The organism is Mesobacillus sp. AQ2 (assembly GCF_030122805.1).
GTDB lineage: Bacteria > Bacillota > Bacilli > Bacillales > Cytobacillaceae > Mesobacillus > Mesobacillus oceanisediminis_A.
This window is the reverse complement of the sequence record NZ_CP126080.1, coordinates 4,665,565-4,677,878: the sequence shown is the minus strand read 5'-3', so window position 1 is coordinate 4,677,878 and position 12,314 is coordinate 4,665,565. Positions and strand designations below refer to the sequence as shown.

The window sequence follows — 12,314 nt, the reverse complement described above, 5'->3', positions numbered from 1 at the left end:
ATGCAATTTTTCAAAGTGAAAACGGTTGAAGATACCTTTGCGTTAATTGATGAGAAAATCAGCAAGATCAAAGAAACCGAGGTTCGCACGCTTGATGAGGCACTTCATTACATCCTGGCCGAGGACATCAGAGCAGAAGAAAATGTGCCGGGCTTTGACCGATCGACCGTTGATGGTTATGCCGTCATCGCCAGGGACACCTATGGCTCTTCTGAATCCATGCCTGGATTCCTGAATGTCGCCGGTGAGGTCCATATGGGCGAAGAAGCAGTAAAACCGGTGGGCAGGGGAGAAGCAATCTATGTCCCGACGGGCGGAATGCTTCCTCCGGGCAGCGACAGCGTCCTGATGATCGAGCATAGCGAGGAAATCGGCGGGCTGTTGAATACTTACAAGCAGATTGCCCCGGGCGAAAACGTCATCCGATCAGGGGAAGATATCCGCTCAGGCGAGGTGCTGTTGACACAAGGGACAAAATTGCGGCCTCAGGAGCTCGGAGCCCTGGCGGCACTAGGCGTTTCCGAGGTGAAAGTCTACCGCAAACTGAAAGCTGCTTACCTTTCTTCAGGGGACGAAATCGTTCCTTATGAAACCAAAACACTTGAAACCGGGCAAATCCGCGATATCAATTACCTGACTGTCAAAGGCCTGGCCAATGAATGGGACATCGAGGTCATATATGGCGGCATCACCCGCGATGACTATCAGGAGTTCGCAAGCAAGGCCCGCGAATTGTATGAACAGGCGGACTGCCTTATTTTATCAGGGGGAAGTTCTGTTGGCACGAAGGATTACACGACCGAGGTCATCCAGTCACTTGGAGATCCAGGCGTATTTGTCCATGGAATCTCGATCAAGCCAGGCAAGCCGACGATTCTAGCGGTGGCGGATGGAAAACCGGTCATCGGACTGCCGGGGCATCCAGCATCGGCAATGATCATCTTCAAGCTGTTTGGCGAACAGGTCTTCAGGAAGCTGAAGGGTGAAAAATACGAACAGAAGCCCGAGCGGATTTTTGCCCGGATTGTTAAAAATATTGCCTCCTCACCAGGGCGATCTGACTATATCAGGGTGAGACTTGAGGAAAGAGATGGAGAATGGTGGGCCGAGCCGATCATCGGCAAATCAGGCCTGATCACAACTTTGGTAAAAAGCGATGGAATCGTGGAGATTGTTTCCGAAAAAGAGGGGATTTCTCAAGGCGAATACGTTCCAGTCATTTTGACGAGATAGGGGGAGCAGCATCATGGACCAAATACGTTATAACCGAAAGATTTATCTTGAAGACAAGCCGCGCGTGCAAGCCAGAGATGAAGTGCTGGCTGCGTTCGACCTGCCTCAGGAAAAAGAATGGATTCCGGCTGCCGCTGCCCTTGGCCGAATTACTGCTGAACCTGTTTTCGCCAATGTGTCGATGCCTTTTTACCATGCATCCGCGATGGATGGAGTTGCTGTCAACGCTGAGGATACTTATGAAGCCCATGAGCAGCGCCCGCTCCATTTAAAAAAGGATGAGCAGTTTAAATACGTTGATACCGGTAATGCGATCCCGCAAGAGTTCAATGCCGTCATTATGGTCGAAAACATTCATGTCATTGACGATGAGACCATCGAAATCATCGAGCCGGCAACTCCCTGGCAGCATATCCGCCCGATCGGTGAGGATATCGTCCAGGAGGAGATGTTGTTCACGCAGGGGCATCAGCTGCGTCCTGCCGACCTTGGCGCACTCCTTGCAGCACAGGTGACCGAAGTGTGCGTTGTGAAGAAACCGCTGGTAACGATCATCCCGACAGGAAATGAACTGGTCAGCGCAGATGCGTCGCTGTCTTCAGGAAGGATCATCGAGTTCAATGGCACCGTTTTTAGCGCATATGTAGAAGATTGGGGCGGCAACCCTTATTTGCATCCAATCGTGAAGGATGAACCGGAAAAAATCAGGGAAGCATTGCTGAACGCGGTAGAAACATCTGATATTGTCGTGATTAATGCTGGTTCTTCCGCAGGTTCAAAAGATTATACCGTACACATCCTTGAGGAGCTAGGCACTGTTTTTACCCATGGTGTCGCGACAAGGCCGGGTAAGCCAGTCATCCTTGGGAAAATTAAAGATAAAGTGGTCGTAGGCGTGCCTGGATATCCAGTGTCGGCCTACATGGCGCTTGAGTGGTTCGTCAGGCCGCTCGTTTGCAAGTATCTGGGGATACCAGAACCCGAAAGGCCAAAGCTAGAAGTGAAGCTTGGCCGCAGGATCGTCTCCACAATGGGGGCGGAGGACTTTGTCCGAATGAATATCGGCTATGTGGATGGACAATTTGTCGCCAATCCGCTGACACGCGCGGCGGGCGTCACGATGTCACTGGTGCGTGCGGACGGCTTGCTCGTTGTTCCGCCCGAGGAGTTAGGATATGAACAGGGAGATACCGTCGAGGTCGAGCTATACAGACCGGTTGAAGAAATCAAGAACGCGATCGTCTTCAGCGGCAGCCATGACTTGACGATTGACCTTTTGTCCTCCCAGCTCAAAAATCAGCGCACCGACATGAAAATTGTTTCTTCCCATGTTGGCAGCATGGCCGGTTTGATGGCAATCAGAAAAGGGGAAGCCCATGTAGCGGGCATTCATTTGCTTGACCCGGAGACGAAAGAATATAATGTTACCTACGTAAGGAAATTTCTTGCCGGGCAAGACGCAGTCCTTTATCCTTTCTTGAAAAGAACCCAGGGCTGGATGCTGCCAAAAGGCAATCCGCTCGGAATCGAAAATGTCAGCGACATCGCTGTGAAGGGCGCAGATTATGCCAACAGGCAAAAAGGCGCCGGTACACGGATCCTGTTTGATTTAATGTTAAAAGATGCAGGCATTGACGCAGACCAGGTCAACGGCTATGACCGTGAAATGTTCTCCCATTTGAGCGTCGCTGCTGAAGTGAAGGGGAACGACAATGCGGCGGGACTCGGCATATTCCCGGCTGCCAGGGCAATGGGGCTCGACTTCATCCCGGTCGCAGACGAAAGCTACGATTTGCTGATGACAAAAGCATTCTTCGAAAGCGAAAAGGGTATATGGTTAAGGTCAGTGATCCAATCACAGTCCTTCAAAGCCGAAGTCGACAAAATTGGCGGATACGCAGTTGTTGAGAATCCTGAGCCTGTTTATTTTTAAGGCTCTGTTAAAGCCCAATGATGTTTATACACCTGTTGATTGTAGTGGAAGGCGCGTAGACTCCTGCGGGCGCAGCTGGTCAGGTGAGACCCCGCAGGAGCAGAGCGACGAGGAGGCTCAGCGCCAGCCCCGCGGAAAGCGATGCGCCTGGAACGAAAATCAACAGTCTTGTTTAACAGAGCCATTTTTAAAGGGACACTCTAATGGACAAAACGGAGCCAGAACCCGGAAAAAGTGTCCATAAACATATTAAATCCTGATCCGGATCAGTTTATTGAGGTGATTTTGATGAATTATGAAATAGCGAAAGATCCAATCAACGTTCAATCTGTCATTGATAAAGTGGTCCAGCGTGAAGCAGGGGCAATCACGACATTCATTGGCACTGTCCGTGAATTGACGAAGGGAAAGAAAACCCTTTATCTTATATATGAAGCTTATGAGCCGATGGCTGTCAAAAAGCTTGAGCAGATTGGCACGGAAATCCAGGAACGCTGGGATGGCGCGCAGGTCGCGATCACCCATCGGGTCGGCAAGCTCGACATCACGGATATTGCTGTCGTGATCGCCGTTTCCACACCTCACCGCAACGATGCATATGAAGCCAATCGTTATGCGATCGAGCGCATCAAGGAAATCGTCCCAATCTGGAAGAAAGAGCATTGGGAAGACGGGGAAGAATGGATTGGCAACCAACTAGAAACTGTCCCATATCCGACAGGGAAACCGGAGGAGAAGGATCTCAATGAATAAAATATTATTTTTTGCCCACCTGCGTGACGAAGCAGGCCATGAATCAGTCGAAATCGAAGCAGCAGGCAAGACAGTTGCCGAACTGAAGCAAATAGTCGCAGAAAAATATGGTGTCCAAAAGCTTGATACTTCAATGACAGCGATCAATGAAGAATTTTCATCTAATGATGAAGTCATTAAAGAAGGAGACACAATTGCCTTCATACCGCCTGTTTCCGGCGGTTGATCCATAGCAAATTACGGCGCCCCGTTCCGTTGACAGGATTGTCGATGGAATCAGGGCGTTTGTTTTACAGGAGGGGGTACACCCTATGTCAGAAAGATATTCACGCCAGACGCTGTTTCCTCAAATAGGCAAGGGAGGCCAGGACAAAATCCGCAGCAAGCATGTCCTGATGATTGGCGCAGGTGCACTTGGTTCAGGGAATGCCGAGCTGCTGGTTAGAGCAGGTATCGGCCGTCTGACGATTGTCGACCGGGATTATGTCGAAGCAAGCAACCTGCAAAGACAGCAATTATATACTGAAGAGGATGTCGCTGAGAAGCTTCCAAAGGCTGCAGCGGCTGAAAAAAGATTGAAGGCGATCAACTCTGACGTTGAAATCACCGCATTGATTGCGGATGCCACTCCCGAAAAACTGGCTGAGCTTGTTGATGGCGTCGATTTGATTATCGATGCTACCGATAATTTTGAAACAAGGATGGCCATTAATGATATTTCGCAGAAGTACCAGATTCCGTGGATATATGGTGCCTGCGTTGCCAGCTTTGGCATGAGTTTCTCCATTATTCCTGGAAAAACACCATGTCTGAACTGTTTGCTGAAGACGGTGCCGCTGCACGGGCTGACCTGCGATACCGGCGGAATCATCGGGCCTGCCGTACAGATGGTCATTGCCCACCAGGGTGCCGAAGCACTGAAGATCCTTGTGGAAGACTGGGATGCGGTCAGAACTTCTTTTGTCAGCTTTGATCTGTGGCGGAATCAGTATACAAGCATGAAAATGTCAAAAGCGAAGGACCCTGGCTGTCTCTCATGCGGCGACAATCCGGAATATCCGTATTTGGATGTTGAAAATATGACCAAAACGACTGTCCTGTGCGGCCGTGATACCGTACAGATCAGGCCGCCGAAACAGCAGCAGCTTAACCTCCAGGAGACGGCTGAAAAAATGAGGGATTTGGGTTATCAGGTAAAAGGAAACCCTTATCTGGTATCTGTTGAAATGGATGATAACAGGATGGTCATTTTCCAGGATGGACGTGCATTGATCCATGGAACGAAGGATCTGGCACAGGCCCGCAGCATCTACCAGCGCTTCTTTGGCTAGAAATCTTTAAACTCGCAAACCCCCTGCCGGCTTCGGCAGGGGGTTTCTATGATAAACGATCACAGCGGATCGGATATACCATTGCTGATTAATGGCTTTATTTTACTTCATCGGTTGCGACAAGGACTAAACGGCCTTTGTCCAATTCGACCTCATACTGCTCAGCTTCTTGCTTTGAAAGTCCGAGGGATTCGAATTTGTTTCGCAGTTCGTCTCCGCGGGACTTGAACATATTGCCGATGGAATCAAAGAAGCCCTGTTCCTTGAAGCCCATACCGCCTGTTTCGGTAGCATCTGTCAAGTGCTCGCTTCGGTCTTCATCATGAGCGAAAATATAAATGTTTTCTTTTCCGAAACCTGCAGCTTCCAGAGAGCTGATTTTTTCAGTTGCCTGTACGCCGTTTTCCACAACTTCTACTTTCAACATAATATCTTCCTCCTTAAGTGTTTTTAACCTATACTAGTTTGGGATGCTTTTATAGCCTTCCGCGTCTACACTATTTATATAACCGTTATTTGCTCTATTAAACATGCTGGAAAATGTTCACATACCTTTTTGGAAATCGGGTAGTTAGATAGTAGAGAAAGGAGCGATCACGATGCGTTCGATGCAAAACGGCTGGGCACCACTGCTGGCAGAGGAGTTTGAAAAAGCTTATTATTTGGATTTAAGAGAGTTCTTGATGGAAGAATACCAGAACAAAACGGTTTATCCCGATAAGGAAGACATCTTCAATGCATTGCGGTATACAGACTATGATAAGGTAAAAGTGGTCATCCTTGGCCAGGATCCATACCATGGACCGGGTCAGGCACATGGCTTAAGTTTTTCGGTAAAACCAGAGGTTGAAATCCCGCCATCACTCCGGAACATGTTCAAGGAGCTAAAGGCTGACCTTGGCTGTGAGATACCCAATCACGGATATTTGAAAAAGTGGGCAGACCAGGGTGTGCTGCTTTTGAATACGGTGCTTACAGTCAGGAAGGGTGAAGCGCATTCCCACAAGGGGAAAGGCTGGGAAACCTTCACCGATAAAGTCATCACCCTGTTGAATGACCGTCAGGAACCAGTCATTTTCATCCTTTGGGGCAAACCGGCTCAAAGTAAATTGAAGTTGATTGATGAAAGCAAACATAAGATCATCACGTCTGCACATCCAAGCCCTTTGTCCGCAAGAAGAGGTTTCTTTGGAAGCAAGCCATTCTCAAGAGTAAACGAGATTTTGCGAGAGTGGGGCAGACAGGAAATCGATTGGCAAATCGACGATATGAAAAATTATTAGCTCTGGGGGACCAGAGTTTTTTTCTGGTCGACTGAGTTCTTTTTTTAAAAATCGACATGTTCCACGTGGAACTGACAGCAAATTCTTATACAGTCGAAAATATAACAGATTTATTGTAGAATGGAACCGTACAGCATGATCGAGTCGGATCCTACATATAAGGTACCGCCCGTGGAGGTGAGTTAATGAATATTTCACTGCAAAAATTGCTTTTGAAAATGGAAGAAGAATTAAGCCGGGCCAAATCGGCACAATCTGAAGCTGCACAGCGGGAACGAATCCAGTCGATTAAAACGCTTTGTGAACTTGTTCTTGATGAACCACAGCAGGGGTCAGGCAAGCCCTGGCAAAGCCATATCATCCAGCAGCCAGCACAGCAACTTATTCCTGCTCAACCAGTCTTTCCTCAGCAGCAGATGCCAGTAAGCCAGCCATCAACAATGGTTCCGCAGCCGAAAAAACTGGAAATGGATGATGATTCAAACGGAGACTCGCTATTCGATTTCTAATTTAGGTTGTTTTCGTAAAGATTGTTGTTAAAATCTTAAAGCCGATTTTAACGTGCTATTAAGCCATTTTGCAGTTCGTTTTTAAGTGTGCAAGCTCTTTTCTCATAATAAGCTTTTTTATGCAGAAAACTAGGTCATTCAATCCCATTTTGTAATCAATGGCAACATAGTTTGAGAAAAGAGCCTTAATTTAAAGATAGAGGTGGAAATGATGAAGTTATTTATCATAATAGGGGCAATCAATGCCTTTCTTGCAGTCGCACTCGGAGCCTTTGGAGCACATGGGCTGGAAGGCAAGGTCGAACCAAAATATCTAGAAACCTGGAAAACCGGTGTTACATACCAGATGTTCCACGCAACCGGAATCTTGATAATTGGAGTCCTGCTGGGAAAACTCCCTGCAACTTCACTGCTGAACTGGTCAGGCTGGCTGATGCTGATCGGAATCATCCTGTTTTCCGGAAGCCTGTATGCCTTGACCCTTACAAAAATCAGCATCCTTGGGGCCATCACCCCGCTTGGCGGAGTATCATTCCTCGCCGCCTGGGTATTGTTGATCATTGCCGCAGTTAAATACTTATAATCAAAGAGCATGCCGGCTGGCATGCTCTTTTTACAGGCTCATTAAGATTCTTTGACAATCGTCTTATTGATTTCAACACGCTCTTTTCCCATGAAAAAGACCGCAATTGCCGAAATAGCAATTGGAATTAAAGCAAGTGCGAAAATATGAGTGATTGAAGAAGACATCGCCTCGACGATTTTATCCAGGACAAATCCCGGGATTTGCGAACGTTGTCCAGACTGGAATAATTGCTGCGGGTCTCCCATCAGCTGGTTCCCTTGGCCGCCGCCCATTCCAGCAAAGGCACTTTTTAGCTGGTCCATAAAACTATTATTCTGGATAGTCCCAAATATGGTGATGCCCAGTGTCATTCCAAGCGAGCGAAGGAATGAATTAGTTGAATTCGCCGATCCTCGGTGCCGCGGGTCGAGGTTGTGTATGGAAGCTGTAGGGAGGAGGGAGAAAGAGAATCCCATTCCAAATCCGACCAATATCATGCAAAGTGTCAGGACCAGTCTCGACGTATCAGGTGACATCATGCTGAGCAGCAGCATCCCTGCAAAGTAGGCGATAACCGAAATGAACATAAGGTTCCGATAGCTGGTCTTTGTCTGGAATATGCCGCCAACCGCACTGCCGGCAACAGAACCTAGCATCATCGGTGTCAAAATCAGTCCAGCCGTTTTAGCCGAGCCCCCATAAACCGCCTGTACAAAAATAGGGATATAGACTGCGAGAATGATGAATGTTGCTCCGTAGAGGAAGGCCAGAACCTGTGATGCAGCAAACAGCCGCCTTTTAAACATCCAAAAAGAAATGATCGGTTCCTCTGCTTTTCTTTCAGCAAAAATAAATACTAAAAAGAATAGAGCGAAACTTGAAAACAAACCAATGATTTGGACTGAGCCCCAGTCATATTCTTTTCCGCCGAGTTCGAGGGCGAACATTAAGCTGACAACTGCGACAACTAATGTGAAGGCGCCAGCCCAGTCAATTTTCTGCCTGGAATGCTGAGTGGATTCATGATAATACTTCCCAATAAAGATTAAAGAGACAATGCCAATCGGGACATTAATGTAAAACACCCAATGCCAGCTGAACCAGTCAGTGATATAAGCACCAAGGAGTGGTCCAAGGACACTTGAAGTCCCGAAAACGGCGCCAAGCAGTCCAGTCATTTTGCCGCGCCTTTCGGGAGGGAAGATATCAAAAACAATCGTGAACGCAATCGGCATCAAAGCTCCGCCGCCGATTCCCTGGATCGCCCTGAAAATGCTTAGCTGCACCATTGTTTGGGCAATTCCGCAAAGCGCGGAGCCTATTAAAAAAACGAGCAAGCCAAATATGTAAAATCGTTTCCGGCCATACATATCTGACAGCTTCCCAAAAATGGGCATTCCGGCCATCACGGTAACCATATAAGCAGAGGTCACCCAGATAAACTTGTCAAAGTCGCCAAGGTCCGCAACAATTGTTCCCATTGCCGTCGCCACAATCGTATTATCCATTGCAGCCATCAAGATCCCAAGCAGCAAACCTGCCACTACAAGCCTAATATTGCTTTCATTTGAAACCATCACATACACCAGCTTCCTTAAACGGATATAGTAAGTATATAAATTTTATTTTCCGAGTAGAATCATTGTCAAGAATCTGTAGGTTGAACTATGACCTGCTTTTTAACTGATTGGATCATGATTAACTGTCCCAACTACATGTTTTCTGTCATCCTGTCAGAAAAAAGGTTGTTTAAAAATAATGAATGATACCACAACAAAAAAACGGCCGAAGCCGCTTTGGAGAATTAGTAGTTTTCATTATCTTGGTGGGTATACCGTCAGTCCAGCTCCGCCGCCGAATGGATATTCGTACTCGATTTCTTCATCGAAAGTAACATAATCAAGGTAAATCATTGGCAGGAGAATCCGTTTTCCTGTTTGCGGGTCACTGAGGATGAGATGGTCACGTCCAGCAGCTTCTATGAGTCCCTGGAAAATTTTCGCATTCCATTCGGTATTGTTTTCAAAAGTAGCATACACTGTTGCGAGTTTTCCTTTGTTCAGGCGAAGGATATTCTCGATGTAGGATGCTTCAATTGGAAGCATTCCTGGTACCTGGACACCTCCAACTGCACCTGCACTTGTACCTGGAAAGGCACCGCCAGACTGGGTTGGGAATGATGTTGCCTGCGGGAATCCTGGCTGGCCCATTTGCCCCATTTGCCCCATCTGTCCCATCTGAGACATCTGCGGCACCTGGGCTTGTGCTGCCGATTTTTCTTCTGTGCCGCTATAAGGCTGATACATCTGTGGATAGGTTCTGTAGTTATAGTATGGGTTATTGTATTGAGTCATTGTGTAGCCTCCTTAAAATTATTTTCTTTTCATTCATTTCACCTTATTTATGTAAATGGTGAAATTGAGCTTTAATAGGATAGGGTACAAGTAAAATGAATCCTCACTATTTCATTCATATGAGGGAAGCTGCATTTTATGACTCAAATATTTTGGATGGAGGGGCGTAAGAAAGGGGCATAAACAATGCTTCATATTCATGAGAACGGACAAAAAAATCCCCGGGCATCAGCCCGGGGATTTATCGAATCATTAGACATTCAGGAATGAAACAACGCGGTCTTCTTCCAGCAGGTTTCCTACGAAGAATGAACCGAATTCGCCATAGCGTGCGCTGACTTCGTCAAAACGCATTTCATATACTAGCTTTTTGAATTGAAGGACATCGTCCGCGAACAATGTTACGCCCCACTCATAGTCGTCGAAGCCGACGGAACCAGTGATGATCTGCTTGACTTTGCCTGCATACTGGCGGCCGATCATGCCGTGGCTGCGCATCATATTGCGGCGGTCTTCCATAGGCAGCATGTACCAGTTGTCTTCGCCCTGACGGCGCTTGTCCATTGGATAGAAGCAAACATACTTCGCCTTTGGAAGTTCAGGGTAAAGGCGGGCAAGGATTTGCGGGTTCTGGTAAGGATCTTCGCCTGCTGGCAGATAGTTGCTGAGCTCGACAACAGAAACATAAGAATGAGCAGGAATCGTGTATTCAGCAAGTCTGGATTTGTTGAATTCTGTCTCGATTTCATTCAATTCTTCCATCGTAGGGCGCAGGATCATCATCATGAAATCTGCTTTTTGGCCAACGATTGTATACAGGGCATGGCTGCCTTGTTTTTCAGCCTGCGTTTTATTCCACTTTTCCACAAGGCCGAGGAATTCCTGGATGATTTCCTGGCGCTCTTCAGCCGGAAGCATTTTCCAGGTTGTCCAATCAACAGTGCGGAAATCATGAAGGGCATACCAGCCATCCAAAGTCTGTGCTGCTTCAGTCATTTTATATCACTCCTATAAATCAACAATATACCAATATCATATCATAGTTTCGCCATTCGTCATGTTAATAAACCCCGTTTGTTTATCCTGATGGGAAAAAGGATATTTTGTTAAAGATTGCAAATAGTAAAAGGGGCAGGAAAAACATGCTTGAAAATTTTCAATAAAAAGACTTCAGGGCTGTAAACGGTAACATTCTTGAATTTTAGGACTGGTAAAGTATGCTATAAGTATAGATAAAAGGAGGAGTCAGCATGAGTGATTTATTTGAAGGCTTAAAAGCCAAATTAAGCGGACAAAATTTACGGATCGTGTTTCCGGAAGGCCTCGACGAACGGATTCTTGCTGCAGCGGGAAGACTGGCTGCAGACGGAGTATTAACACCAATTTTAGTAGGTAATATTGAACAGATTCAGGCGAAAGCTGCTGATATGGGTGTATCGTTGGATGCGGCAGAAATTTATGATCCTGTCAACTTCGCGATGATGGATGAGCTTGTCGCTGCATTCGTTGAGAGAAGGAAAGGAAAAGCAACAGAAGAGCAGGCGCGCAAAATCCTTCTCGATGAAAACTACTTCGGTACGATGCTCGTGTATTCGAACAAAGCAGACGGTCTTGTAAGCGGTGCGGCACACTCGACTGCGGACACAGTAAGACCGGCATTGCAGATCATCAAGACGAAGGAAGGCGTACGCAAAACCTCCGGTGTCTTCATTATGGTACGTGAAGATGAGAAGTATGTCTTCGCTGACTGCGCGATCAATATCGCTCCCGACAGCCAGGACCTTGCTGAAATCGCGGTCGAAAGTGCAAAGACAGCAAGAATGTTCGATGTAGAGCCGCGCGTGGCCATGCTTAGCTTCTCCACAAAAGGCTCAGCTGTTTCTCCTGAGACTGAAAGAGTGTCCAAAGCAGTCGAAGAAGCCAAGCTTCGCGACCCATTATTAATCGTTGACGGAGAGTTCCAATTCGATGCAGCTTTCGTTCCATCTGTTGCTGAAAAGAAAGCTCCCGATTCAGTGATCATGGGCAATGCGAATGTTTTCGTATTCCCAAGCCTTGAAGCAGGGAATATCGGCTATAAGATTGCTCAGCGCTTAGGAGGATTCGAAGCAGTTGGACCAATTTTGCAGGGCTTGAACCGTCCGGTAAACGACCTGTCCCGCGGCTGCAGCGAAGAAGACGTGTACAAGCTTGCGCTCATAACGGCAGCACAGGCACTTACGAAGTAAAAATAATGAATTTCTGAGCCGGTCGGAACTTTTCGATCGGCTTTTTTAAATCGGCTATCGTATTAGCTGCCGGCCCAGATATGCTATAATATCAACGAAAAAGCTAGAGATAGAAAAGAGGAAAC

At 47.1% G+C, this 12,314-nt stretch carries 13 protein-coding genes; 9 read left to right on the top strand and 4 right to left on the bottom strand.

Annotation, left to right across the window (positions count from 1 at the left end; all coding sequences use genetic code 11):
• The 5 genes from QNH36_RS23335 (at nt 1) to QNH36_RS23315 (ending at nt 5,250) form a co-directional block, all read left to right on the top strand.
• A complete protein-coding gene (locus QNH36_RS23335; protein WP_283904380.1) occupies nt 1–1,233 on the top strand; it encodes a molybdopterin molybdotransferase MoeA in 1,233 nt (410 codons plus the stop codon).
• Between the two features lie 13 nt (nt 1,234–1,246).
• Complete coding sequence (locus QNH36_RS23330; RefSeq protein WP_283904379.1) at nt 1,247–3,166, top strand: molybdopterin biosynthesis protein; 1,920 nt, start codon at nt 1,247–1,249, stop codon at nt 3,164–3,166.
• A gap of 288 nt (nt 3,167–3,454) precedes the next feature.
• Nucleotides 3,455–3,919 carry a molybdenum cofactor biosynthesis protein MoaE gene (locus tag QNH36_RS23325; RefSeq protein WP_144479243.1) on the top strand — a complete coding sequence of 155 codons (465 nt, stop codon included), beginning with the start codon at nt 3,455–3,457 and terminating at the stop codon, nt 3,917–3,919.
• Complete coding sequence (gene moaD, locus QNH36_RS23320; protein WP_144479241.1) at nt 3,912–4,145, top strand: molybdopterin converting factor subunit 1; 234 nt, start codon at nt 3,912–3,914, stop codon at nt 4,143–4,145. Before QNH36_RS23325 ends, moaD begins: the two co-directional genes overlap by 8 nt.
• Nucleotides 4,146–4,230: 85 nt before the next feature.
• On the top strand, nt 4,231–5,250 hold the full coding sequence (locus QNH36_RS23315) for a thiazole biosynthesis adenylyltransferase ThiF (RefSeq protein ID WP_251542527.1): 1,020 nt from the start codon (nt 4,231–4,233) through the stop codon (nt 5,248–5,250).
• Between the two features lie 97 nt (nt 5,251–5,347).
• On the opposite strand, the gene QNH36_RS23310 is transcribed toward QNH36_RS23315, so the two are convergent.
• Nucleotides 5,348–5,677: a YflT domain-containing protein gene (locus tag QNH36_RS23310; RefSeq protein ID WP_251542529.1), complete on the bottom strand. Its 330-nt coding sequence runs from the start codon at nt 5,675–5,677 to the stop codon at nt 5,348–5,350.
• 172 nt (nt 5,678–5,849) lie between these two features.
• On the opposite strand from QNH36_RS23310, the gene QNH36_RS23305 reads away from it, so the two are divergent.
• The 3 genes from QNH36_RS23305 to QNH36_RS23295 all read left to right on the top strand — a co-directional run bounded on the left by QNH36_RS23305 (nt 5,850) and on the right by QNH36_RS23295 (nt 7,625).
• Nucleotides 5,850–6,533, top strand: coding sequence for a uracil-DNA glycosylase (locus QNH36_RS23305; RefSeq protein WP_251542531.1), 684 nt, complete (start codon nt 5,850–5,852; stop codon nt 6,531–6,533).
• Between the two features lie 185 nt (nt 6,534–6,718).
• Nucleotides 6,719–7,042: a YwdI family protein gene (locus QNH36_RS23300; RefSeq protein WP_283904378.1), complete on the top strand. Its 324-nt coding sequence runs from the start codon at nt 6,719–6,721 to the stop codon at nt 7,040–7,042.
• 211 nt (nt 7,043–7,253) lie between these two features.
• Nucleotides 7,254–7,625: a DUF423 domain-containing protein gene (locus QNH36_RS23295; protein ID WP_144479482.1), complete on the top strand. Its 372-nt coding sequence runs from the start codon at nt 7,254–7,256 to the stop codon at nt 7,623–7,625.
• A gap of 41 nt (nt 7,626–7,666) precedes the next feature.
• Here QNH36_RS23295 and QNH36_RS23290 read toward each other — a convergent pair whose 3' ends face one another.
• The 3 genes from QNH36_RS23290 to hemQ form a co-directional block, all read right to left on the bottom strand.
• Nucleotides 7,667–9,184: an MDR family MFS transporter gene (locus tag QNH36_RS23290; protein ID WP_283904377.1), complete on the bottom strand. Its 1,518-nt coding sequence runs from the start codon at nt 9,182–9,184 to the stop codon at nt 7,667–7,669.
• A gap of 240 nt (nt 9,185–9,424) precedes the next feature.
• The gene (gene gerQ, locus QNH36_RS23285; protein WP_251542536.1) at nt 9,425–9,961 is read right to left on the bottom strand and encodes a spore coat protein GerQ; all 537 of its coding nucleotides are present in this window, start codon (nt 9,959–9,961) and stop codon (nt 9,425–9,427) included.
• 252 nt (nt 9,962–10,213) lie between these two features.
• Entirely contained in the window at nt 10,214–10,957 is a 744-nt protein-coding gene (gene hemQ, locus QNH36_RS23280; RefSeq protein WP_283904376.1) for a hydrogen peroxide-dependent heme synthase, read from the bottom strand.
• A 254-nt stretch (nt 10,958–11,211) separates the two neighbouring features.
• On the opposite strand from hemQ, the gene pta reads away from it, so the two are divergent.
• Nucleotides 11,212–12,189 carry a phosphate acetyltransferase gene (gene pta, locus QNH36_RS23275; protein ID WP_283904375.1) on the top strand — a complete coding sequence of 326 codons (978 nt, stop codon included), beginning with the start codon at nt 11,212–11,214 and terminating at the stop codon, nt 12,187–12,189.
• Nucleotides 12,190–12,314: the final 125 nt, after the last annotated feature.